Origin of the sequence: Leptospirillum ferrooxidans C2-3 (assembly GCF_000284315.1) — a bacterium.
Taxonomy (GTDB): domain Bacteria; phylum Nitrospirota; class Leptospirillia; order Leptospirillales; family Leptospirillaceae; genus Leptospirillum; species Leptospirillum ferrooxidans.
The window spans coordinates 328,653-351,002 of the sequence record NC_017094.1 but is presented as its reverse complement, the minus strand read 5'-3'; the positions used below and the strand labels follow the sequence as shown (position 1 = coordinate 351,002).

The window sequence follows — 22,350 nt, the reverse complement described above, 5'->3', positions numbered from 1 at the left end:
ATTGTCTCTGTCTTGAGCAATCATAAGACTGCCGCAAGCCCCTTTCTCTCGACAAGACTCAACAGCTTCAGGGAGGGACCGCTTGGGCGTTTTTCTCCGATCTCCCATTTCTGCACGGTCGAAAGACTGGTGTTCAGCACTGACGCAAACACGGCTTGGCTGACATGTTCCTTTTCCCGCAACGATTTGATCTTTTCGGGAGTCATTTCGGAAATACTGGGGGTTGTCAACGCCTCCAACTCGTTCATTCGCCGCTTGTCGATCAGCCCGATCCTGTGCAATCCCGACGCCGTATCCTTCATTTCGCTTGCGATTCTATTGGTGATTTTCTTTGGTCTCATTAATCACCTCCACAAATTCTCCCGAGGAAAGGGCCAAGTCCACTTGCCGGTCATTAAGCTTGAGAAGATCCACGGCCATTTCCTGAAAGATTTCCAGTTCCTTGTCGCTGATATTGTTTCGCTCGTTTTTTCCAAATCCGTACAGGAAGAACCAGCGGTCAACTTTTTTGGTCGCCACAATCACCCGGACGCCACTGCGTTTTCACAGTCCCGGAAAAGCCACCCGCTTTTTGAAAACGTATCCGCCAAGATCCGCGTCGATCAACCCCTGCTCCATTTCGGCTACAGCCTTAGCGAGAGCCCCGTCCGACAACCCGTTTTTTTCCAGCGCGCGAACGTCCGAAGCAGGAGTATGCGTTTCACATAAAGATTGTATCACTAAGTGCTATGGGTTGAAAGAACTTGGTCATGGCTCCCTTCAGGCACCTTTTGTCCGAACAATCTCGTCTGCTTCTTGCGTGGCTCGACGGGTGGTGGCGTTGGGCACCTTTAGCTCGAACGCTAGTTGCCTTTCGGCAATGATACGCAACAGGAACACGCGCACCGCGTCGGATTCAGACAATCCCATGGCCGACAGCGTTTCCGTGGCTTCCGTCTTGATTCGTTCGTCAATGCGAACATGGATCATGGTACTATTCGCCATATCGGTCTCCATTCATTTACCTGATTAGCACTATCCTTCAGCCAGACCCTGCGGATAGCTCCAGGCGGGGCTTTCGGCTCATGGCCTTGCTCATGCGTCTACTTACGGCCGCCTTGAAACTCGGCCCCTCTTGGAAATTGACTCCGTCTAGCTGAAGGATCGTGCTAATTAGGTTCATTTATGAGACACTTTGTATCTCAATGAGAGGAATACGAGCAAAATAAGAAGGGCGACAAGTGGATTTGGGAAATTTAACATTATCAAAGAAGCCAAAGACGATATGGTAGAGGTCAGCTTCTTCTTCGAGAAGGCTACTTATTATCCCTTTTTTGTATGTTATTACGGTCTCTTTCGGGGAGTTTCTCATACAATTCTTTCAATTCATTCGGTTTAGTAATCATTTCTTGCACAATCATATTGACCAAGTGAAATAATTTGGTGGCTACCTCAGGATTATCCTCAACATTCATTTCTCCTGGGTGAATTGCATGATTCCCAGTCACTCGAACGATATCAAGAGCTTTTTGTATTCCAGGGTCTAATCCATTTTTCACCAGCCTTTTAATGTCTTCATTGATATTTTCGCCGGATTCCCCAAAGGACTTACATAGTTTTCCAACTATAAGACGTAATAATGCTGCCGCTGACCTCGGAGAGTCCGGACAGACCCTTCTGGCCTCTCCAAAATCTTCAAGACATTCTGCTGGCATATCTGGCGAAGGAAGCGGACTAATGAGTTTTTTTGGAAATACAAGAGTGACTTCATATCCTTCTCCACTTGCCCAAAGAGTCCATTTATCACAATGAGAACATTTGGCAGCAGCATGACCACCAATTTCTTCTCGGTACCCCCCTTGGTACCCAATCGCTAACTGCACCCACTTAAATTGGGCATAAGCACCACAAAATGGGCAATTAAACGCACTCTTATTGAATTCAGGTTCTTTGTATGGTGTTTCCAATGGACCCTCCTTGAAACAATTCCTAAAACCTCAAATCAAAGTAAATTTGTCAAAGAACCTACTCAAAAAAATCTTCCGGCGTTTGAAACTCGAATTTCTCCAGAGAGGAGTTTGGGGAGAAGCGTATCGCGCAGTTGTGTTAAAGAAAGTACCTCTTCTGAATTTCTTCGAACAAATGAATAAAATCGTGAAACTATCTTCCCAAAAGCCTCAGCAAGCAACATAGGTGACATTACGAATGGAATCTGGCAAAGGTTGGATTGATTGAGTTTTGGCTGAACTGCCCCAGTCACGAAAGAACCAATGTCTGCTTGTTGCAAAAACAACAGAAGGTGTTCGCTTGAAACACCTTGTTTACCAGTCAATACATGAGCATGATTGCTTACCCAAAACTTTCCCCACACATATTGGGTTACTGGAGTCTGATCCTTATTGTTGATCACTGAGCCGTCTTCTCCAACCAAAATATGGACCCCCTCAAACAGATAGTGGTCAACGTAATCAAGAATTCCAGTTGCACCATAATAAGGGTATTTACCTTTATGTTTGGCTCGCTCATTACTTGATAATGGAACACGTTTTGAATCAAAAATATTTATCACAGAACTCAGAGTAGTTAATTTCCACCCCCTTGGAATCTCCCCCAGTTCCGAATCCTCAAAACTATCCGGGAACAAGTCTTCGATCTCCTTGGGCAGTCCCGTGGGTCTTCCTTCCACCTTGGCTCTGACAGGATCGAAGTCCACGAACCAGGACTTGAAGAGCGCTTGGGCCATTGCTTCCAGAGTTTCGTTCATGCGACGGTTGAGTTCGATCTTGTCGTCGAGGGTGCCGAGAATGTGGGCTATGGCGCGTTGAATATTTTTGTCTCTTGGTGCTTTGAGCGGTGCTTGCGTCATGGTCCATGCACTTGCATTTGGTTGGGCCGATTTATCACCAAGAACGCCACGAATAAATGACCAAAAGTCATTACTCCTGAGATAGTATGCAAGAAACCGGCTATCAAACTCAGGCTTGGCCTTAAGACGTACAAGATAAGAAGCAAATACCGCAGGCGGCGGATTATTAATGTACGCACTTGCACCTGTTGAGGCCCCCGTTCGAGCAATCACAATATCGCCACTATCGAGCCGATATTTATGCGCCGAGCATTCATTGACCGAAACATAGGGAACAGATTTCCAGTTAACCTCCCCACTCACGATATCTGTAATCCGTAAGAATCGAGGGCCAACAGGGGTGTCGACCGCAGAAGCAGTGAGTCCGTAATCAATTGAACGGCAAGCCTCACAGAGTTTACAAGAGATCCATTCCTCTAAAGGGTTGCTGCCTTGAAGCCCCTCATATCGATTTTTGTAACCAGCCCCATTGACAATCCTTTTTTGGATCACGACCTTATCTTTACGGATAATCTCCCTGAACGTTTCACTAATGTTTGCCCAATCCACCACGTCCACTTTGTAAGGGATATTGGATTCGCTGAAAGCGTCCCTCAAGGCGGCTAACGTTTTGAAATCCAGGGAGGTCTCTCCAATCACGGCCAGATCGAGGTCCGAGGTATCCCGAGCGGTCCATGTTGCACGAGACCCAAATGCCCATACTTCCCGGCCAGGAATCACCCGGTTCAGGATTTCCAGGACAATCTCCAGGTGGTCTGGACGTATGTCAAGTGGCATGTCTTAAGGTTTCCAGTAGGCTGATTGCGTCGGGAAGGAATAATTCGGCTCGGACAAACACCGCTTCTGCCGTTTGGGAATCGTATGTGTGCGAGGTTTCATTGCGGGCCTCATAGTGTTCGAGCCATGCTTCGGGGTCCATTATGATTTGAAGCCGACCAGCTTCCCGGAACAGATCCTTTTTGGTCCGAATCGCGCTTTCCTCCACTTGGGCGATATGCTTGAGATAACGCTGGATCATTTTCCAGGAGAGATCCATGGTGTATTCAAACCGCTGGATTACACCGTCCCGGAGAAGCTCGTTGTCTGGATCGGCAAGGCTCTGCTTTATCCCCGATCTCAATTGTTCAATAGCTTTTTCCAAAGGCTCAAGATTTAGGGAGTTCATGACGATTCCTTGTTGAAAGCTCGTAAGTTCACTTCATATTTTCTAGGGTCAAGCTCGGCACATTCAATCTTTATACCGGTGTCTGATTCATTCAAAGTTTCAACCAAGAATTGAAACCCTTTTTGACACTCTAGCGGCATTTTTGCACCAAAAACAATTCCTGTAAGGGATTCCACCTGGAAATCAAAATATTCTTCTCGATTGTTCCAAATAAGGCGAACTTCTTCTTCATATTTCCAATGGTTACTTTTGGAAAGAAGAATCTTTTGTGCCAATTTCATGTTATTAATTTCATTTCCGCTTAGGTTGATTAACGGGCGCGAATCTGAATATTCTATAGGGTAGAAGCCGATCAATTTGTTCTTGCTTTTCAAGATTTCAGAACAAAACTTAAGGCAATATCCTTCATGTTTACCAGCGTAATGAGCCCACATGAGAAGATTGTTCCCTTTCTCTGAAAAACAGACAACACGAGAACGATTCACAAGTTTTTGGAGGGTGAACTTGAGGAGATCAATGATCGGTTGCCTATGTTCAGGATCAATAGAATTATTGTTTGTGAGGTATTCCTCTGCCCGGCCCCCGAGTTTTCCCCTACAGTTCTGCCACTCCTCTGAATCGAATGCTTGATTCCCATGGTACAAGCGAAACCATTTTAATAGATCGGTATCTTTAACTTTTGGGTCAAATTCGACGAGACAATCGTAGGGATCGTTAAAGCCAGAAGGAGTCGTGCGATAAAGCTTTTTATTTGTCAAAAGATAGACCAGCCTATGATTTTTCTTATGGCCGATCAGATTCAGATAGTTTAGGAGAGTCTCTTTTTGGGGTGGATCCGCCGCCGCCCATGTCGCAAACTTCTCCAAATCGCACCGATCTTGTTCATTAAAGGAAAAATAACGATAAATGTTTCCTTGGGAAGCACACTCTTTCATATTCGGGTCCACGATTCACCTCCCCTGAAGAAGCTTAAAAGAGACCCTGACTAGCGCTACTCAGGAAAGAGAAAGCCACTTGACATTATGCCGTCAGGATTTGGAACCTGGTTGTCTGGACAATCGGTCTTACATGCCGGTTCTCGCGTCGCAACTCGACAAGGCCATAATTCGACATGGTTTTGAGGGTGCGAGAGAGATTGCTTGGCTTGCGTCCCGTGACCACGGCCAGATCGGAGATCGATTGTGGCTTGACCTCGGCAATAACCTTGAGAAGAGCCCGATTCTCGTCGCTCAGCACTTCGGCAAGAGACTTGATTGAGGAAAACCATATTTTCGGCTCTCCAGGACCTGGTCGATACTCTCCCTTGGCGATTGACAGCATTCTTTCCCGAATCTTCTCCTGAGGCATGATTCCGATCCGAAGAACCTTCATGTCTATTGAACCTCCTGCAAGATCCGATCAACACTTTCAAAAAAATCCGTCAACAATTGGTGGGCATTCTGAAACTCATAGGGAACACCCTTGTCAGACCTGTGACGGTGCGTATGATCATAGGTCACAATCCGTCCCGCATATTTGAACTTCTTCGGTAACTTGATAGCATGGGCATTGTCGTACCCCATGATCCGCTTTCCATAAGAAGTCATGCAGTGTCAAAGAATAACGAATCCCATGAGGAATCGCGGAAGTCGGAGTGACCTGCCATGCCTCAATCTTGATCCAGTACCCATTGTTTTGAACTATGATTTGGCCGTGCAGATCAAGAAGAGTGTCGACCCCGTGCTCTCTCGGCAACAACTATATCACCAGTTGATAATACTTCAATAACATTCTTGCCTCAAATTGGACGATTTCCAACGGAATCGCCTGAACTCTATTTGCCAACAAGGAATCGATTTTTCCATGACCGGATCCAGGGTCGCGTACTCTCCGCATTTCTCGCACCGGAGCACAGGAAGATCCTTCAAAAGGACAATTGTTTTGGCCGAAAGATTGAAGGGCAGTTCGGTGATCTGGGGCTCCAGTGTTTCACCACAGACCCGGCACTTCATGATTGATAAGCCACATATCTGAGAATCTCCACCTCGGCATTCCGTTTCACAGCCTCTTCCGCCTGTGCGTAAATCTTTTCAGCCACGGGTTCGTCAAGATAGTACTCTCCACAATCCTGACAGACGTCCCCTGGAACCTCCTTGACAATGACGACGGTCCCGCTGCGTGCAAGCGTTACGGTAACATACCCGGGAGCCATTTCTCCTGTTTTGCAGATCACGCAGTTCATTATTGTCTCCTTGTTCTCAAGGTCAAGATCAAGAGTATAGACCGTAACGATAAGGCACGTTTCAGTGGTCGTGTCTTCGGCAATAACGACAAGGAACGATCGGCTCCCGGTAGCCAATACAAGACGGCTGGGATAGAGGTGGTCGTCAGGGTACTCGGCAGCCGTCATTCCTGAAGCAATTGCAGTCCTGACTTCTTCCTCAGATATACCCTTCTCGAACATGCCTCGAATGGCCTGCTGGCTGAAATGAAGATTCTTACAGTCCATAGCCCAGCTTCGACAGATTACTTCTGATTTCCGCTTCCAGGCGAGCACTCTCCTTGAACTGTTCGTCCAGTTGGGCCGTGAGCCGCTTCATTTTCTCCTCGAAGGGTTCCCCGTCGCCCTCGACCTCTTCCGCCCCGACATACCTTCCTGGGGTCAAGACATGCCCGTGGGTCCGAACCTCTTCCAACGTTGCTTTCTTGCAAAACCCGGGAATGTTCTCGTACTGTCCGGCCCCGTCACCCCGCCAGTGGTGGTAGGTTCCGGCGATCTTCGCGATATCCTCGTCGGAGAGGTCCCGGTGGGTCCGGTCGGCCATGAATCCGAGCTTTCTCGCGTCAATGAAGAGAATTTCTCCGCTCCGGTCCCGCAGGGGTTTTCCTTCCTGGCCTTTGCCGTTTTTCTTGTTTCTTGAAACAAACCAGAGGGAGACCGGAATTTGAGTCGAATAGAAGAGCTGTCCCGGCATGGCGACAATGCAATCCACCACGTCGGCCTCGACGATATTTTTGCGGATTTCTCCTTCCCCGCTCTGATTCGAAGACAGGGAGCCATTCGCCAGAACGAACCCCGCCACCCCATTGGGGGCCAGGTGGGATATGAAGTGCTGGACCCAGCCGAAGTTAGCGTTTCCCCCGGGAGGAACTCCATAAACCCAGCGTTTGTCTTCCCGGAGCCGGTCGCCTCCCCAGTCGCTCGAATTGAACGGAGGATTGGCCAGAATATAGTCGGCCTTCAGGTCGGGGTGGAGATCCCGGTGGAAACTGTCGGCGTTCTCTTTTCCAAGATTGGCGGCAATGCCCCGAATAGCCAGATTCATGGCGGCCAGTTTCCAGGTCGTGTGGTTCGATTCCTGACCGTAGATACTGATATCCCCGATCCGGCCTCCATGGACCTCAATGAATTTCTCGGATTGAACGAACATGCCGCCGGATCCACAGCAGGGATCGTAGACCCGCCCCTTGTAGGGGGCCAGCATTTCCACCAGAACCCGGACCACGGAGCGGGGAGTGTAGAACTGTCCCCCCTTCTTTCCTTCGGCACTGGCAAACCGGGAGAGGAAATATTCATAGACCCGTCCCAGCATGTCCCGGGAACGGTGTTCCTTGTCTCCCAGGCCGATCGTTCCCACCAGGTCAATCAGTTCTCCCAGACGTTGCTTGTCGAGACCCGGACGGGCAAAGTCTTTGGGAAGAACGGCTTTCAACGACTTGTTGTCCCGTTCGATTGCCACCATGGCGTCGTCGATCACCTTGCCGATCTCGGGACGCTTGGCGTTGGACTGGAGAACCGACCAGCGGGCCTCTTTGGGAACCCAGAACACATTGTCCGCCCGGTACTCGTCCGGATCTTCGGGGTTGGCTCCCTGGGAGATTTCACTCGTCAGCTTGGCGTGGTGTTCCTCGAAGGAGTCGGAGACGTATTTCAGGAAGAGGAGCCCCAGGACGACATGCTTGTATTCGGCGGCGTCCATGTTGTTCCGGAGCTTGTCGGCGGCTTGCCAAAGCTTGGTTTCGAGACCGAGGGGGGAACTGTCAAGTTTTTGATTGCCTTTTCTTGCCATTAGGCTTTGTCCTCATTGAAAGTGCCAGAAGATTTCCTTCCTTCACACAAGTTTTCTGATTCGACTGAACCTCTCGTTACTCGTTTATGCGTGTTCACTGAATAACGGGGCATGAAGGATCTTTTTTGAGAGCCGAAATAATATTTTGGAGTTTGCCGAAATCAATGAGGGACATACGATATTTTACACTTTCAATATAAACAAGAGCTGGCCCTGTAAAAGTCGAAGTCGTTACCAATAGTCCTTTGGTTGCATTCCGGGATTCAATATCTCCGAAAAGCTGTTTTACAACGGGTTCGCCAACCTTTCGGTCTTTTCGATTGCGTTTGCACTGGACTAGGGTCAGCTCTGTTCCGAACATACAACGCCTCTCGGCAAAAATGTCCACACCACCGTCCCGGCTTCCTTTACCAAGAGTTACTTGGTAGCCATGCTTTTCTAAAAGTTTCGAAACAAAAATTTCGAATTCTCTGGGCATTAGGGAAAATATCTCGTCTGGGTTGGAATCAAAATATCGAACAAGCTCCAGCGTATCCTGAAATTGTATGCCCCCATTTCGAAATTCTTCCAAAGATATGAGTCGACGTTCTTCAGCTGGCAGATCTTTTGTGAAATTTTCAATCTTCTCGGATAACAATAAAACAATCTCGGCGAAAGAGCCTGTCATATCAGCCTCTTTGAATAAAATCATGGGTGGTCGGATTCCAAAATGGCTCGGATATTCGCAACAATTATGGCATATTGAGGAAGGAGTTTGGGAAGGGAGGAAAAGACCCATGAAAATCAACATTGCTTCGGATCTTCACCTGGAAACATACGACTGGATTCCAAAATTTTCTCCCCGGAAAGCCTCTCACATGTTTTCTGGTCTCTTCTCCTGCGACCTCCTTGTGTTGGCAGGGGATATCGTGGGCTCCCCCCGGTGGCTTTCCGAATGGCTCTCCCTATGCCCCGTCCCCGTCGTTTATATCTTGGGTAATCACGAATACTACGGAAAGAGCCTTGAACGGACGGGGAGCGCATTCAGACATATGTTGGACGACTTGACTCACGTCCATTTTCTGAATGGGGAAAGCGTCGTCTTAAAGGGGGTCCGTTTCGTCGGGGCGACCTTGTGGTCGGACTTCGACGGGGAAAATCCGCTCGTCATGGAAGAATGCCAGGACAAAATCAAGGATTTTCGTCAGATCGAGGGGATCACGACGGCAAAAGTCCTGGATCTGTTCACCAAAGAACGGAACTGGATCGACTCGGAGCTTTCGGTTGCGTTTGCCGGACCGACCGTTGTCGTGACCCATTATGCCCCGTCCCCGCAAAGTCCGTCCGTGTTTCACGGGTCGCTGTTGGGAGGAGGCTTCGTGACGGATCTTGAGGACATGATTTTAAAACACCAGCCGAACCTCTGGATCCATGGCCACACCCATGACAACTGCGATTACACTGTCGGGAGAACGCGGGTCCTTTCCAATCAGTCAGGATACGGCTGGGAAGAGGCACATAAAGGATTCAGGCCCTTGAGTGTGGAGATCTGACCCGCATACGCTTTGGCATTTTAAGAAGGGTCGTAAAAAATGAAAAAGATCGAAACTGGTTAAACCGGATTAAAAAAGGAAGGAAAACGGAAACAGGAAATCGAGCACACAAGCCACGTTCGGCTTCCGACAATCTCCGACACTTCTCCGACACTCAGATACTAAAATTGATTAAAACCAGATTAAAGGGAATGAGACAAAATCAAGAACTGTATTGAGATTTTCAAAAATCTTTATGAGGGGAAAGGCAAATTTTCGGACTCAAAATCCGCCGACCTTACGGTCATAGGGGTTCGATTCCCCTCCCGAGTACCAATGCCATTACCAAATATCAAAGTGGAATATATGGACCAAAAAAAGACGAACGTCTGTTTTTTACAGTTTTCAGGTCAAAGGCCTCTCAAAGCAAACCGAAGGCTGCTTTCCCGTTCATGAATCCAGAAAAGCTTGACATCCGCCCATCAAAAAAAACTACACTGATCCGCATGAGACTTGCATTACCGGTCTAACCGAGTGACGGGAAGAATCGTTTTTTCTTATAAAGATCAGGCTGATGCAGGATAATGACGACCTCAATCCCAAAATAGAAGAAAAAAGCCGACAACAGATACAGCGTGGTGAATTGCACCCATTGACGCTGTCCTTTTTCAATCCTCTCCTTGAAAGATCCTACCAGGACGCCATTGTTCCAAGATTGAAGATTCAAAGCCGTTGGGCCATCCTCATCGGCGTTTTCATATATGTCGTTTCCGGAGGAATCGATCCCTGGGTTATCCCTCCGGATGACCGTTACTTTCTTTGGCTCGTTAGGGGAATGGTGATCCTGGTAGGCGCATGGGCCATCTTTCTGACCTACCGACCCACTTTTCAAAAATCCCATGCACCGATACTGTCACTGACCGCTTTTGCGGCAGGAGCTTTTTTCCTGCTCGCGATGAACCACGTCCCCTCCTCATCAGAGCAGATCTATTATGTCGGGATCATCCTCATTACCTTCTGGACGTACAACTCCATCGGACTCAGGTTCTACCATGCGGTCAGACTCAATATCTTCTTTATCCTGTCCTATTTTTTACTTTTAACGGTCCATTTCCGATACCCGCCACATATCATCTTTTACCATCTGTTTTTCATTTTGGCGGCAAACATCATTGGCGGCATTACCGGATACATCATGGAAAGGCAGCGCAGAAAGCTCTTCATCCGGGAATATGAACTCGATGAAGAGCGCAACCACCAGCTTCTTCGATCTCTGCATGATCGGCTCACAGGCCTTCCCAACCGTGAACTTCTCGATGACCGCATCGAACAGGCGATCATCCATTCCAGACAAAGCGGCTTCGATGCTGCCGGACTCTATATCGATATTGACGGCTTCAAGATGATCAATGATACATGGGGCCATGAAGTGGGAGACTGGATTCTCCTCAGGACATCCGAACGGATTCACGCCATCCTCCAGGTCGAGGATACGCTTTCAAGGCTTGGAGGAGATGAGTTTTTCATTTTGCTTCAAAAGGTCTCCTCGGAGGAGGAACCCATATTGCTGGCAAAAAAACTCCTGCGGGTGCTGGAGGCACCATTTTCACACCCGGAAATTCCGGAAACTCTTTCCATCAGCGCCAGTATTGGAATCTGCCTCTTCCCTTTTCATGAGTGTTCCACAAAAACCATTATCCATGCAGCCGATCAAGCCATGTATCAGGTCAAGAAAAGTGGAAAAAATGATTATCAGGTTGCCATCAGAGCCGATGCTTCGTAACAGGCAACCCGCTCCATCATCAGCCTCATAAAGCTCTTGATGGTTTTTCCAGGAAAAATAAACGATCCTTGAAGTTCTGAGGAACTTAAGTCAGAAAGGAGAATCACATGAATCCCCGCCTGTCACAGCCGCTCATTCTCTCCGGAAATAAACCGCTGGGACTTTCCCTGACTTACCGCCATCTCCCGGAAAAGGACCCGGTGAAAGCCATCCAGAACCTGAGTAAACTTTTTGATCCTCAACAAGGGATCCTTGGTTTTGGAGAACCCCTTGTATCCTCTTTTTCCAAAAAAGTCCCCGGACTCCGGACCTTTCCGGGACTCTCTGGCATCAATTGTTCTTCTCCCTCAACACAGGGAAGCCTTTGGTTCTTGCTCCAGGGGGAGAACCGCAGCGATATTTTTGACCAAACAGAAAACCTTTCCAACATTCTGGGAGACGCATTCACTCCTGACGACCAGATCGACACTTTTTTATATGCCGGCGGCAAAGACCTCACAGGATACGAGGACGGAACAGAAAATCCCGGTGGCGAGAAAGCGGCTGAAGTTGCCATCATCGAAGGAGGAATCGGAATTTCCGGTTCAAGCCTTGTCGCAGTCCAGAGATGGGTTCATGATCTCGGACATTTCCGGACACATTCCCAAAGAGAACGGGACAACATCATCGGGAGAAGGCAGGACACCAACGAAGAACTGGCCGAAGCCCCGCAAACAGCCCACGTCAAGAGAAGCGCACAGGAATCCTATACTCCTTTTGCCTATATGCTCAGAAGATCCATGCCCTGGGCATTGAACCTTCAGCAGGGGCTTGAGTTCATCGCCTTTGGAAAAACTCTTGACCCTTTTGAAAATGTCCTTCGGCGAATGATGGGACTCGATGACGGAATTACCGATGCACTTTTGACTTTCTCAAGACCTGTCAGGGGAGGATACTACTGGTGTCCTCCCCTGACAGGTGACCGACTGGATTTCCGTTTTTTGCTCGAATGATCAATCTCTCCCAAGCGATGCAAAATATCACCTTGTTGGCTTGGCAAGAATTGTCCGGTCTGGCTGCGAGGGGAGGTATTGACTGAAAGAATCTGATAGTCTCAGAAAAGCCACCCATCAAGATGAGTGGCCAATGGAAAACAGGGAATTTTCCCAGATCAATCTTGTCCAGGAGTACCATTGTCCCAATCTTCCAACCAAAAACCTGCCATGACACTCATCAAAAAATACAGGGGATTCTCTCTCCTGCTGACGGTCGTGCTCTCCATTCTGGGGATCGTCAAGGCATGGAATCTCCCCATGACCCTGTACCCTTCCATTGATTTTCCCAGAGTCTCCGTGATCGTGAGATCACCCGACATTCCATTTGCCGAAATGGAAAGCCGCATCACAAGACCCGTGGGAATTACCCTCAGGGGTGTTCAGGGGGTTCGGGAGCTCAACTCCCGGACGATGCAGGGATCGGCCGAGTTTTTCCTCCGTTTTTCCTGGCATGAACAAATGTCACTGGCGTTACCAAGGGTCGCCCAGGCGATTGATCGGATCCGGGGGGATCTCCCTGCCGGAACCAGCATCCAGGCCATTCGAATGTATCCGTCCGATACCCCTGTTCTCACCGTGGCGCTTTCATCCACGTCCGACAACTTGCCCCAGATCACAAGAATTGCCAAAACCCGGCTGATTCCCTACATCTCGAACCTCCCGGGAGTCTGGAAGACGGAAATTGCCGGAGGAAAGAATCCGGAGATCCATGTTGAGGTCGACCCCTACAAACTGTCAGGAGCACACCGGACTTTCTCCGATGTTATCAGTGCCCTTTCCACACAAAACAGGATTGGCGTCATCGGACCGAGAACTGAGGAACACCGGCTGAAAACCGTTCAGATCGATAACACAATGACCCGAACAGCCGAGATCAACAAGATTTTTTTACCCTCTCCATCAGGCGTTCCCCTTCCCATCGACCTTCTGGCAACCGTCCGGCGGGGAGTAAGGCCCTCGGATGAAACCATCAGGATCAGTGCCAATGGTTCTCCGGCCGTTCTTCTTCTCGTCTATCGCGCTCATGGAGGCAATGCGCTGACCATTCAGAGAGCCCTTCTCGATCATATGAACGAGTTCAGGCGGCTTCTTCCGAAGGGATGCACGCCAGCCATCGTCTATGACCAGGGGGCTCTCGTTTCCGATGCGATCCGGCATGTCATCTGGGCTCTCGCCATTGGACTTTCCGGAGCGATGGCCCTTGTCATACTGATCCTCCGGAGAGGCTATCCCATTCTTTTGATGGGATCACTTCTCCCTGCAATCCTGTTTATCTCTGCAGGCATTCTGGGACTTCTCGGGGAAACCTTGAATCTCATGGTTCTGGGAGGCATCGCTGCCGGAGTTGGACTTGTGATCGACGACTTTATTGTCATCATTGAAGGAGGAAGACACGCACACAGAATGAGCGGACTTCTTGTCCCCTTCGTACTTTCCGGTCTGATCACAATTCTCGCACTCGTTCCCCTTTTTGGAATGAATGGCCTTGTGGGTGCTTTTTTCGCCCCCCTGGCAATTTCCTTCGTGACACTTTTGGGTGTCTCACTCCTGGTCAACACCTTTGTCACGCCCGCATTCATTCATCAGGAGAAGGAAACGCCAGTGCCCATATCGACAGGGATTCTGACAGGACTCTCTCCGGCGGTTATCCTTGGAGCCGGAACTCTTGCTTTCGCTCTTCTTCTGCTGCCACTGACCCATCTTAAAACCAATTTCATGGCCAGAATGGACGAAGGATCCTTTACCCTGGATTTCCATGCCCCGGTGGGAAGTTCCATCAACGACATGGACAGGGCTGTCCTCAGGGTGGAAGATCACATACGGGCACTTCCCGGCGTTATCGATACGACAAGAAGGCTTGGAACGGAAATGGGATTTTACATTACCGAACCCAACAAGGGAGATTTTGTCATCAGGCTTTCGGAAAACCACCCCAAATCCACTTTTGAGTTAATCCGGGAACTCAGGCCATGGGTCCAAAAAAATGAGCCGGAACTCGATACGGACTATTCTCAGGTCATGGAAGACAGTCTGGGAGATCTGATCGGTGTTTCGGCGCCTGTTGTGGTTGAGGTTCATGGTCAAAACCGGAAAGATCTTCTGGGGACGGCCAGAATGATCCGGGACAGACTCTCCGGAATCCCCGGGCTTGTTGATCTCCATCTGTCGGTTCGACCCATGGGGGATACACTCGATGGCCACGTGATCGCTCCCCTCGCCTCCCTGGCGGGACTCACGCCGGAGGCGATCATCGCACAAACCAGGGAAGACCTTATGGGAATCACCGCAACAACGGTCCTTTCTCCCGGAGGCCCCCTGCCGGTCAGGGTCCTCTACCCTTCCGAATACAGAAATGGCTTGATCCCCCTCTCCCATCTTCCGATTTCGGAGTCTGATGGTTCCCTGATTCCTCTCTCTCAGGTGGTGACCTTCACCAATACACCCCCTGCCACCGAGGAAGAGGATAAAAATCTCTCCCCCATCCTCCGGATCGAAGGTCGTCTGGATCATGGAAATCTCGGAGGTGTGATCAAGGAGATCAAGGCAAAAGTCTCTTCCCTCACCCTGCCAAAATCCTCTTGGGTCACCTATTCCGGGGCATACAAGCAGGAACAGAAAAGCTTCCGGACTTTGGGAGAAGCCCTTCTGGGCTCGGTTCTTCTGATCGTGACCATTCTTTACGGGACATTCAGAAAATGGACGCCACCGCTTGTCTTGACCGCGGGAATGGCCTTTTCGGTCCTCTCTGGGATCGCCGCCCTGACCTTCTCCGGCAGGACCCTCAACATTTCTTCTTTTGTCGGATTGATTCTCGTGGTGGGATTGTCCGCAGAAAACGGATTTTTGGTGGCGAATCGCTTTGAATCTGCAGAAGGCAACGCCTCAGAAAAGCTGAAGGAAGCGCTTTCTGACCGTTTTCTTCCCATCGTCATGACGCATCTCGCCAACGCAGCGGCTCTTCTGCCACTGGCTCTCGGCGGAGGCGCAGGTCTCGATATGGAGCGGCCCCTGGCTGTGGCAGTCCTTGGCGGACTTGTCGGCTCCTTTTTTTCTTCCGTTTTCCTCATCCCTTCGGCTCTTTCCCTTTTTACCAGAACCGTATCTCCCCAAGAAGGATTGCCTGATGTCCAGATCTGAGACGCACAAAACACCTCGAAACCCGTCAGGATTGTTTTCCGGGCTCCTTTTGTGTGCCACAATCCTGTTCGTTCTTCCCGGCTGTACCAAACATCCCAAAGAGCACCCTAAGGACGCCGGTTCTCAGGAGCAACAGCTGAACACGATGGATTTTGTCAAAACCATTCCGATCCAAAAGGGACGCCTCTCCCAGGAAGTCATTATCCCGGGAAGGATTACATTTGATCCCGTTCATTACCGCAGGGTCATGTCGAGAGTCAGTGCCCTTTCAACCATCTCCATCAAGGCCTTTCCCGGAGATACCGTTTCAAGGGGAGAACTTTTGGCTGTCCTTCGGAGCCGCCAGTTCCAGACCGCCGAAGCGGAAGCGGTCAGCGTCCTGGAAAGTCACAGGATCAATGCTTCGGGCAGTCGGGACCTTCTCTCCCTGGCGCTTTCAAAACTCAAGACTCTTGGAGCCTCACAAAAGGAAATTGATCGTCTGATCAAGACACACAAGCCGTCTGATCGCTATGAAGTGCGGTCAAGCATTGCCGGAACCATCATCAAGACCGGAGAGATTGAAGGGAATCAGGTTCATCAGGGAGATTGGCTTTTCGAAATATCGGACCTGTCACACCTGTGGGTCGATGCCTACCTTTACCCGGGACAGGAAAGAGGAATAAGGGTTGGTCTTCCGGTATCCATCCGGACACTGCACCCTCCATTTGAAACAATTCCTGCGGTGATCACGAGAGTTTTCCCCATGGCTGATCCTCAAACGCGGACCATTCCCATCAGAATCTCTCTTTCCAATCCAAAGCACCGCTTCCGTCCGGACCTATGGGTCTCTGTGCAGATCGTCCCCGACCTGCCACAGGAGGGATATATCGTTCCCAAGGAGGCCCTCTTTCAGAATCAGGCGGGAGGACTTCAGGTCCTTGTCAAAAGGGGAACAGGCTTTCTTCGTCTGAATGTTTCCAAAATGGCGCAGAACGGGAAAGAGATCCTACTGGAAGGCCCTTTCCTCCCGAACGATCAGATTGTGACAGCAGGACTGTTGAGACTCAGGGCCATGATTGGGACTAAACGGTAAAATGGAGCAGAACATGTTTCCGGCCCGTCAGATCGCATGTGGACCATAAAAGGCCCAGGACAGGACGAATCCCAGAACACTGACAAAGATCCATAATGCCACTCCCGCCTTGACCGGAGCGACGCCAACATGAAAAACCTTTGAGAGCCTCGTTTCAAGACCAAGACCCGCCATTGCGATTGCCAGAAGGATGCTGTCAAGGTTATTGAATGCATCGGTCAGGGAAGGCTTGAGAATGTGCAGGGAATTGATCCCGACAACCACGGCAAACGCAACCACAAACCAGGGGAAATGTTCCCTCCTGCTCGAGCCCCCTTTCTCCCGTCTTCCTTTCAGGATCCAGAATTCGAGAAGAATGATCACCGGCAAGAGGAAGACAACCCGGGTCAGCTTGAGAATGGTCCCAAGGGCCAGTGAAGAGGGAGACACATTGACGGTTGCACCGATGACCTGGGCCACTTCATGAATGGATGAACCAGCCCATGCTCCATAGACATCCAGAGGAAACCCCATCCAGTGCTCGATGGCCGGGAACAGGAACATCGACAAGGTTCCAAAAAACGTCACAGTCGTCACGGCAAAAGCCACTTCCTCATCTTTGGCCTTGACCACGGAGTTCGCCGCGGCGACCGCCGAAGCACCGCAGATCGCCGTGCCGGTTGCCAAAAGCCATGAAATCTCCTGACTGAGACCAAGCGGACGAACTAGAAGACGTGCAAACAGGTAGGTCCCCAGGATAACCAGTGTATCGAGTAAAAATCCCTTTACCCCAACAGAGGCAATCTCCCCAAAAGTGAGGGAAAAACCAAGACCTGCGACACCCAGACGAAGAACCTGCCTGAAAGAGAAACGGATCCCTCCTTCAAAAATTCCGTGAACAGGCACAAGGTTCCGGACCGCAATTCCCAGAATGATAGCCACCATAACCGGACCCAGGGGAAGGTGGGCTTTTAAAAAATCCAGCGAAGAAATCAGCTTGGCCACAAGGGCAATGGAAGCTGTCAATAAAAGTCCCGGCAATATATGTCTGGCCTTTTCAATCATTGAGAATATTTCCCTTCACGATAACAATCTCCTTTTTTTGGATCCCCCCCGAATGATGCTGCTTTTCAGAAAGCCGCAAGAGAATCCCATTTTCTCATCTCCCAATGACAGGGACCTCTCCTCAAGAAAAAAGAGTGGTCCCCGCTGAACAGACGCCAAGGCTTCCCATTCAGTGTCTTGAAGCTCTGGGGGAGACTTGGCCAATTCGATGACGCTCAATAGATCCAGATTTTATAGGAACGATCGGCATAATCAAGGAGATCGATCTGACCTTTGCTTTCTTCCGGACCGGACACCAGTGGAAGGATCTTTTCTGTAGCCGCATCCCGTCCATAAGCCACAGCACAGTTTTTTGTCACCCCTTCAATGACTCCCGAGTCCTTGAGTTCTTTAAAAAGATCCCCCATAACAGGATGGTCCCCATCAAGAACTTCAGGCCAATAGGATCCCGCTCCGGCAAAAAACAGCCTGGACTCATCTCCTCGGCGATGCGCCTGCCGGGCATAGACCAGGGCATGATAGACACGACTTGCTTCGGACTCTCCTGAGTAAACCACAAAAACATGTTTCTGGGACATGATTATTCCTCCTTTTCAGAGTGGGGTGATTAGGACTGCCCGACCATCGGGACAGCCTTGATGAGCCTGTCTGCCGCATAAAACTATCTATTGATAGATAGGCTCATTCATTCGGAAACAGGCTCTATCGAAATCAACATTCCTGAAGATTTTTCTCAGTCCTTCCAGGACAACAGGATACGGATTGCGGATGGAATTTCCGGAAAGGGCTCTTTCGCCTGGAAAACCCTTCGAACGAGCATTTCCCCTTCAAGAAAAGAAAAGATTGCAGAGGCGACATCCCGGCTCTCTCCTGGAAAAGAGAAAGAACCACTTAATCGTCCCTCATCAATCACTTCATTGATCCAGCCGACATTCTTCTCGTAAAAAATCTTGATCTCTTCCTGAACCGTCTCCGACAGGGTCGGAAGCTCCGCAGAGAAAACGGCAAAAAGACAAAGACGCGCGCCCCCTTTTGAAAGATCCAGAAACATCTTCAGATAGGCCGACAAGCGATCTTTTGGTGATCGCTCCGTATCGTCGATGTTCCGGATGGCCCCCTCGAAATCGGAGCGGTACCTCTGAATGAGGGCACGACCCAAATCATCTTTTTTGGGAAAATAATAATGGATGCTGGCCGTCCTGATCAGGATTTGTTCCGCCAGATCCCGGTAACTGAACGCATTGAACCCACGGGATTGAACAAGCTCTTGGGCAACATCAATAATCCGCTCTTTCATCTCATTCGGGACCATGAAGGAAGTCTATCTGTGCATCGATAGGCTGTCAAGACATCATGACCTTCCGCATGGGCCTTCTTCCTGCTGCATGAGGGAACATATCTCAATGGAACAGAAGTTCCTTTTGATTTCAGATCCATTCTAAAAATGGGCCCCATCTGGTCTTCCTTGGCAAGCCAATATCTCTTTGACTTTCAAAACATCCCTTCCATAGCGGAAATCAAAGCTCAAAAACAATCTGAACATATTCCCATCTTGATGCATTTCAAATCTTCCCGTAACAGACTTTTCCTACCATGCATCCGCTTTCATTCCAGAACACCTATCTATCTTTCTAAAAACAACTTGATGTCAAAAACCATTGGAGTCCATCATGAAACGAACCTTTACAAGGAAATGTGCCTCCGTTTCCTTGGCCTTGTTTGCGCTTGGGGCATCCGGAACGGCCAATGCAGCCGACAATCCTGCTTCCCCCAAAGCCCAGAACACACCTGCTCTATCAAAGTCATCCACCCTATACGGGATCGTCCGCTCTCAAAAAGACCAGAAGCTATTGGGAGGAGTTTCCATCATCCTGCACAACAAGAAAAATGACACTTCCATTTTGGAAAAGACAAACAGCCAGGGTGGATACCTTTTCACGGATCTTCCACCCGGAGATTATGAAATCCTGGTCGGAGGAGGAAACTTTTCCCAATCGAGAAAAGAAGGATTCTTGAAAGCGGGAATGACCGGAGAGATCGATTTTGCAATCCAGATGCTTTCTCGAGGTTCATCCACCCTTCTGGGAACGATCACCCAGAAGAAGGGTGACTCCGAAACACCGGTCTCTGCAACGATCAAGGCCAAAAACCTCTCCACCCATGAGATCTATACCCTAAGCTCCGATGAAAATGGAAATTATGCGCTCGCCCAGATTCCCGGAGGAACCTATCTTGTACAAGTCACAAAAAACGGCTTTGTTCCTGTAAATCGTAAAATAGATTTGACCCTTTATTGAAAGATAAAACTGACCCCCCTTCGAAAAGAAAATTGTTAAAGTCCTCTCAGGAATATCTTGAGAGGAGGGAAGGGGTGGTCAGCATGTATCTGTGGCAGAAGATTCGGATGATGCGGGAAAACAAGCAAGGGATTAAAGCGATTGCCCGGACATTGAAGCTTTCAAGGAATACCGTGAAAAAGTATCTCCGATCTGCGGAGCCTCCGGTTTTTCACAAACGAGAGTACGCCCGGAAGATTGCGCCGTATGAAGGTCGGATCGTCGAGATGGTTCGGAAGCGGTACATCGGGACCCGGATCTATGAGGAGCTGGTGGCGGAAGGATATCGGGGATCCCTGAAGACCTTGTACAACCATTTGTCCCGGATTCGATCTGAAGAGCGGGAGAAAGCCCGAAGCACCGTTCGGATGGAAACGGGGCCGGGAGAGCAGATGCAGTACGACTGGACCGAGTGGGAGATTGATTGGGGGGGAACAGTCCAGACGGTTTATATCCATGCCGTGGTTCTGGGCTACAGCCGGCTGACCCATTTTTCCTGTTCCGCCACGATCCGCCAGGAGGATGTGATGAAAGCGCTGGAACGGGCCTTTGCCTTTTTCGGAGGAACCTGCCGAACGCTTCTGATGGACAACGGGAGCCAGATGGTGGTGGAGAACCGGAAGGAGAAAGGCGTCCGCTTCAACGAGTCCTTCCTGATGTTTTGCGGCCTGTACGGGATCGATCCGGAAGCCTGCCAGCCCTATCGCGCCCGTACGAAGGGAAAAGTCGAGCGGACCTTCTTCTCGCTCAAGGAACGGGGGCTCCGGGGCAAGAAGGTGTCGGACTGGGGCAGCCTGGAGAATCTGCTCCAGACCTTCACCCGGACCTTCAACCAGCGCCGTCACCAGACCCTTCACGAAAAGCCGGTGGACCGCTTTGAACATGAGAAGTCCCTTCTTCGGCCCTTGGTCCCGGTCGATCCCCGGCGCCTCTACGAAGGCGAAATCCGGAAAGTCAGTTCCGACGGATATATTCGGTGGGATGGACACGCCTATCCCGTTCCCATGCGTTTCTGTGGACGGAGTGTCTGGGTGACCGTGGAGTCAGGAATCCGGCTGACGGTATGGGGAGAGGGGGAGACCCCGCTCCTCACCCATCCTCTTCGAACCGGTTCCCCGGACCCCCTTCCACCGCACCCGGAGCATCAGGAGGCCGAACCCCGACGGAAGAAGCGCCGGGAAGGGCTCCGGGCCCGATGGGTGGGCCGGTTCCGGGAACGGTTCGGGGAAGAGGTCGAGCCCTTTCTGGAGGGGCTTCAGGAAGCGACCGGACCGAACTTCACGTGGCATGTCTCCGAGATCGTGGAACTTCTGGAGCGGTACGACCCCGAAGAGGGACGGCGGGTCCTTCGGGAGGCCCAGGCATGTCAGGGGTTCCATAAAAACTTTCTCCGTCCGCTCCTCCGGCCGGAGTGTCTTCTTCCGGTGCCGGAAGGCATGGCTCTGCCGATGGGAGCCTCTCTTACGCGTTCTCTCGACTGCTATGGGGGACTCGGAGAGGAGGTGTGCCATGACTGACCTCCACCAGCGGATCACTCAGCAACTCCGGACCCTGAGTTTAAAGGGACTGATCGACCTTTACCGCCCTCTGGCCGAAGAAGCGGCCAAGAACCAGCTCCAGTACGAGGAATACCTGGCTCTTCTTCTGGATGAAGAAACCCGGGGAAAGACCGACCGGTCGGTCCGCACCAAAATAACTCTGGCCCGGTTCCCTTTCCTCCGCACCCTGGAGGAGTTCGACTTTTCTTTCCAGCCCTCCCTGGAGGAAAAAACCTTGGTCCGCTTGGGAACGCTCGACTTTCTGGAGAAGGCCGAGAATCTTGTTTTCCTTGGACCGCCTGGCGTCGGGAAAACACATCTGGCCGTGGCGATCGGCATCAAGGCCTGCCAAGCCAAAAAGCGCGTTCTGTTCCTCACCCTCCCCGCTCTCTTGCGGGATCTGTCTCTGTCGGTCCGGAACGGCACCCTGCCGGCGAGCCTCCTGGCATATTCCCGGTACCATGTCCTGATCATCGACGAGGTCGGATACACCCCGATTACCCGGGAAGAGGCCAACCTGCTCTTTCAGCTGGTCTCCATCCGTTACGAGAAAGGATCGATCCTTCTGACCAGCAACTACGGGTTCGAAGACTGGGGAAAGATCTTTCCCGACTCTGTCGTGGCGGCGGCCATTATTGACCGGCTGGTTCATCATGCCCGGATTTTCCCTATCCAGGGATCGAGCTATCGTGTCCGGGACAAAATCCATCGGCGAAAGAGCGCAAAACCATCCCCATCTTCGCTTATCTCGCAAGGGGAAGGAGAAATCAAAGCCTCACTTTAACCGGGAGGAAGGGGGGTCAATTTTATTTTTCAAAAAGGGGTCAAAAGT

General features: G+C 50.4%; 22 protein-coding genes and 2 pseudogenes. 8 read left to right on the top strand and 16 right to left on the bottom strand.

Annotation, left to right across the window (positions count from 1 at the left end; all coding sequences use genetic code 11):
* Positions 1–20 precede the first annotated feature (20 nt).
* The 13 genes and pseudogenes from LFE_RS01810 to LFE_RS01750 all read right to left on the bottom strand — a co-directional run bounded on the left by LFE_RS01810 (position 21) and on the right by LFE_RS01750 (position 8,750).
* Entirely contained in the window at positions 21–341 is a 321-nt protein-coding gene (locus LFE_RS01810; protein WP_014448573.1) for a helix-turn-helix domain-containing protein, read from the bottom strand.
* Positions 316–618: pseudogene (locus tag LFE_RS01805) on the bottom strand (type II toxin-antitoxin system RelE/ParE family toxin). The gene LFE_RS01810 and the pseudogene LFE_RS01805 overlap by 26 nt, the downstream one beginning before the upstream one ends.
* 141 nt (positions 619–759) lie before the next feature.
* Positions 760–984: a type II toxin-antitoxin system RelB/DinJ family antitoxin gene (locus LFE_RS01800; protein WP_014448570.1), complete on the bottom strand. Its 225-nt coding sequence runs from the start codon at positions 982–984 to the stop codon at positions 760–762.
* A gap of 311 nt (positions 985–1,295) precedes the next feature.
* Complete coding sequence (locus tag LFE_RS01795; RefSeq protein ID WP_014448569.1) at positions 1,296–1,946, bottom strand: DUF4145 domain-containing protein; 651 nt, start codon at positions 1,944–1,946, stop codon at positions 1,296–1,298.
* Between the two features lie 62 nt (positions 1,947–2,008).
* Entirely contained in the window at positions 2,009–3,622 is a 1,614-nt protein-coding gene (locus LFE_RS13520) for a restriction endonuclease subunit S (protein ID WP_014448568.1), read from the bottom strand.
* The gene (locus tag LFE_RS01785) at positions 3,612–4,010 is read right to left on the bottom strand and encodes a nucleotidyltransferase substrate binding protein (protein WP_014448567.1); all 399 of its coding nucleotides are present in this window, start codon (positions 4,008–4,010) and stop codon (positions 3,612–3,614) included. Before LFE_RS01785 ends, LFE_RS13520 begins: the two co-directional genes overlap by 11 nt.
* A complete protein-coding gene (locus tag LFE_RS01780) occupies positions 4,007–4,957 on the bottom strand; it encodes a DUF2971 domain-containing protein (protein WP_014448566.1) in 951 nt (316 codons plus the stop codon). Before LFE_RS01780 ends, LFE_RS01785 begins: the two co-directional genes overlap by 4 nt.
* A gap of 73 nt (positions 4,958–5,030) precedes the next feature.
* Positions 5,031–5,381 (bottom strand): HVO_A0114 family putative DNA-binding protein, encoded by a 351-nt coding sequence (locus LFE_RS01775; RefSeq protein WP_014448565.1) that lies wholly within the window; start codon positions 5,379–5,381, stop codon positions 5,031–5,033.
* A 2-nt stretch (positions 5,382–5,383) separates the two neighbouring features.
* Positions 5,384–5,744 (bottom strand): annotated as a pseudogene (locus LFE_RS14630) (toxin-antitoxin system TumE family protein).
* A 26-nt stretch (positions 5,745–5,770) separates the two neighbouring features.
* Entirely contained in the window at positions 5,771–6,001 is a 231-nt protein-coding gene (locus LFE_RS14625) for a YgiT-type zinc finger protein (RefSeq protein ID WP_041773928.1), read from the bottom strand.
* Positions 5,998–6,498 (bottom strand): DUF4258 domain-containing protein, encoded by a 501-nt coding sequence (locus tag LFE_RS13870; protein ID WP_148272510.1) that lies wholly within the window; start codon positions 6,496–6,498, stop codon positions 5,998–6,000. Before LFE_RS13870 ends, LFE_RS14625 begins: the two co-directional genes overlap by 4 nt.
* Positions 6,488–8,059: a class I SAM-dependent DNA methyltransferase gene (locus tag LFE_RS01755; RefSeq protein WP_014448562.1), complete on the bottom strand. Its 1,572-nt coding sequence runs from the start codon at positions 8,057–8,059 to the stop codon at positions 6,488–6,490. Before LFE_RS01755 ends, LFE_RS13870 begins: the two co-directional genes overlap by 11 nt.
* A gap of 94 nt (positions 8,060–8,153) precedes the next feature.
* Positions 8,154–8,750: a restriction endonuclease gene (locus tag LFE_RS01750; RefSeq protein WP_041773927.1), complete on the bottom strand. Its 597-nt coding sequence runs from the start codon at positions 8,748–8,750 to the stop codon at positions 8,154–8,156.
* Positions 8,751–8,835: 85 nt separating this feature from the next.
* Between LFE_RS01750 and LFE_RS01745 the strand changes: the two genes are divergently transcribed.
* From LFE_RS01745 to LFE_RS01725, 5 genes are all read left to right on the top strand, one after another.
* The gene (locus LFE_RS01745) at positions 8,836–9,591 is read left to right on the top strand and encodes a metallophosphoesterase (protein ID WP_014448560.1); all 756 of its coding nucleotides are present in this window, start codon (positions 8,836–8,838) and stop codon (positions 9,589–9,591) included.
* A gap of 553 nt (positions 9,592–10,144) precedes the next feature.
* Positions 10,145–11,353 (top strand): GGDEF domain-containing protein, encoded by a 1,209-nt coding sequence (locus LFE_RS01740; protein ID WP_014448559.1) that lies wholly within the window; start codon positions 10,145–10,147, stop codon positions 11,351–11,353.
* 107 nt (positions 11,354–11,460) lie between these two features.
* Positions 11,461–12,345 (top strand): Dyp-type peroxidase, encoded by an 885-nt coding sequence (locus LFE_RS01735; protein WP_014448558.1) that lies wholly within the window; start codon positions 11,461–11,463, stop codon positions 12,343–12,345.
* Positions 12,346–12,525: 180 nt separating this feature from the next.
* Positions 12,526–15,525, top strand: a complete 3,000-nt coding sequence (locus LFE_RS01730) for an efflux RND transporter permease subunit (RefSeq protein ID WP_014448557.1) — start codon at positions 12,526–12,528, stop codon at positions 15,523–15,525.
* Positions 15,512–16,600 (top strand): efflux RND transporter periplasmic adaptor subunit, encoded by a 1,089-nt coding sequence (locus LFE_RS01725; RefSeq protein WP_014448556.1) that lies wholly within the window; start codon positions 15,512–15,514, stop codon positions 16,598–16,600. Before LFE_RS01730 ends, LFE_RS01725 begins: the two co-directional genes overlap by 14 nt.
* Before the next feature lie 27 nt (positions 16,601–16,627).
* Here LFE_RS01725 and LFE_RS01720 read toward each other — a convergent pair whose 3' ends face one another.
* The 3 genes from LFE_RS01720 to LFE_RS01705 all read right to left on the bottom strand — a co-directional run bounded on the left by LFE_RS01720 (position 16,628) and on the right by LFE_RS01705 (position 18,956).
* Positions 16,628–17,644 (bottom strand): YeiH family protein, encoded by a 1,017-nt coding sequence (locus tag LFE_RS01720; RefSeq protein WP_014448555.1) that lies wholly within the window; start codon positions 17,642–17,644, stop codon positions 16,628–16,630.
* Positions 17,645–17,859: 215 nt separating this feature from the next.
* Positions 17,860–18,222, bottom strand: coding sequence for a hypothetical protein (locus LFE_RS01710; protein ID WP_014448554.1), 363 nt, complete (start codon positions 18,220–18,222; stop codon positions 17,860–17,862).
* 155 nt (positions 18,223–18,377) lie between these two features.
* On the bottom strand, positions 18,378–18,956 hold the full coding sequence (locus tag LFE_RS01705) for a TetR/AcrR family transcriptional regulator (protein WP_014448553.1): 579 nt from the start codon (positions 18,954–18,956) through the stop codon (positions 18,378–18,380).
* A 358-nt stretch (positions 18,957–19,314) separates the two neighbouring features.
* Here LFE_RS01705 and LFE_RS01700 point away from each other — a divergent pair, with 358 nt between their 5' ends.
* The 3 genes from LFE_RS01700 to istB all read left to right on the top strand — a co-directional run bounded on the left by LFE_RS01700 (position 19,315) and on the right by istB (position 22,302).
* Positions 19,315–19,941 carry a carboxypeptidase-like regulatory domain-containing protein gene (locus LFE_RS01700; RefSeq protein ID WP_014448552.1) on the top strand — a complete coding sequence of 209 codons (627 nt, stop codon included), beginning with the start codon at positions 19,315–19,317 and terminating at the stop codon, positions 19,939–19,941.
* A gap of 83 nt (positions 19,942–20,024) precedes the next feature.
* Positions 20,025–21,497 carry an IS21 family transposase gene (gene istA / locus LFE_RS01695; protein ID WP_041774666.1) on the top strand — a complete coding sequence of 491 codons (1,473 nt, stop codon included), beginning with the start codon at positions 20,025–20,027 and terminating at the stop codon, positions 21,495–21,497.
* Positions 21,490–22,302: an IS21-like element helper ATPase IstB gene (gene istB / locus LFE_RS01690; protein WP_014448550.1), complete on the top strand. Its 813-nt coding sequence runs from the start codon at positions 21,490–21,492 to the stop codon at positions 22,300–22,302. The genes istA and istB overlap by 8 nt, the downstream gene beginning before the upstream one ends.
* Positions 22,303–22,350: the final 48 nt, after the last annotated feature.

Excerpts from the sequence above, each read along its gene's own strand:
- istA (WP_041774666.1), top strand. The coding sequence starts at position 20,025 with ATGTATCTGTGGCAGAAGATTCGGATGATGCGGGAAAACAAGCAAGGG.
- LFE_RS01745 (WP_014448560.1), top strand. The coding sequence starts at position 8,836 with ATGAAAATCAACATTGCTTCGGATCTTCACCTGGAAACATACGACTGG.
- LFE_RS01810 (WP_014448573.1), bottom strand. The coding sequence starts at position 341 with ATGAGACCAAAGAAAATCACCAATAGAATCGCAAGCGAAATGAAGGAT.
- LFE_RS01720 (WP_014448555.1), bottom strand. The coding sequence starts at position 17,644 with ATGATTGAAAAGGCCAGACATATATTGCCGGGACTTTTATTGACAGCT.
- LFE_RS01750 (WP_041773927.1), bottom strand. The coding sequence starts at position 8,750 with ATGATTTTATTCAAAGAGGCTGATATGACAGGCTCTTTCGCCGAGATT.
- LFE_RS01705 (WP_014448553.1), bottom strand. The coding sequence starts at position 18,956 with ATGGTCCCGAATGAGATGAAAGAGCGGATTATTGATGTTGCCCAAGAG.
- LFE_RS13520 (WP_014448568.1), bottom strand. The coding sequence starts at position 3,622 with ATGCCACTTGACATACGTCCAGACCACCTGGAGATTGTCCTGGAAATC.
- LFE_RS01710 (WP_014448554.1), bottom strand. The coding sequence starts at position 18,222 with ATGTCCCAGAAACATGTTTTTGTGGTTTACTCAGGAGAGTCCGAAGCA.
- LFE_RS14625 (WP_041773928.1), bottom strand. The coding sequence starts at position 6,001 with ATGAAGTGCCGGGTCTGTGGTGAAACACTGGAGCCCCAGATCACCGAA.
- istB (WP_014448550.1), top strand. The coding sequence starts at position 21,490 with ATGACTGACCTCCACCAGCGGATCACTCAGCAACTCCGGACCCTGAGT.
- LFE_RS01700 (WP_014448552.1), top strand. The coding sequence starts at position 19,315 with ATGAAACGAACCTTTACAAGGAAATGTGCCTCCGTTTCCTTGGCCTTG.
- LFE_RS01800 (WP_014448570.1), bottom strand. The coding sequence starts at position 984 with ATGGCGAATAGTACCATGATCCATGTTCGCATTGACGAACGAATCAAG.
- LFE_RS01785 (WP_014448567.1), bottom strand. The coding sequence starts at position 4,010 with ATGAACTCCCTAAATCTTGAGCCTTTGGAAAAAGCTATTGAACAATTG.
- LFE_RS01725 (WP_014448556.1), top strand. The coding sequence starts at position 15,512 with ATGTCCAGATCTGAGACGCACAAAACACCTCGAAACCCGTCAGGATTG.
- LFE_RS13870 (WP_148272510.1), bottom strand. The coding sequence starts at position 6,498 with ATGGACTGTAAGAATCTTCATTTCAGCCAGCAGGCCATTCGAGGCATG.
- LFE_RS01740 (WP_014448559.1), top strand. The coding sequence starts at position 10,145 with ATGCAGGATAATGACGACCTCAATCCCAAAATAGAAGAAAAAAGCCGA.
- LFE_RS01755 (WP_014448562.1), bottom strand. The coding sequence starts at position 8,059 with ATGGCAAGAAAAGGCAATCAAAAACTTGACAGTTCCCCCCTCGGTCTC.
- LFE_RS01775 (WP_014448565.1), bottom strand. The coding sequence starts at position 5,381 with ATGAAGGTTCTTCGGATCGGAATCATGCCTCAGGAGAAGATTCGGGAA.
- LFE_RS01735 (WP_014448558.1), top strand. The coding sequence starts at position 11,461 with ATGAATCCCCGCCTGTCACAGCCGCTCATTCTCTCCGGAAATAAACCG.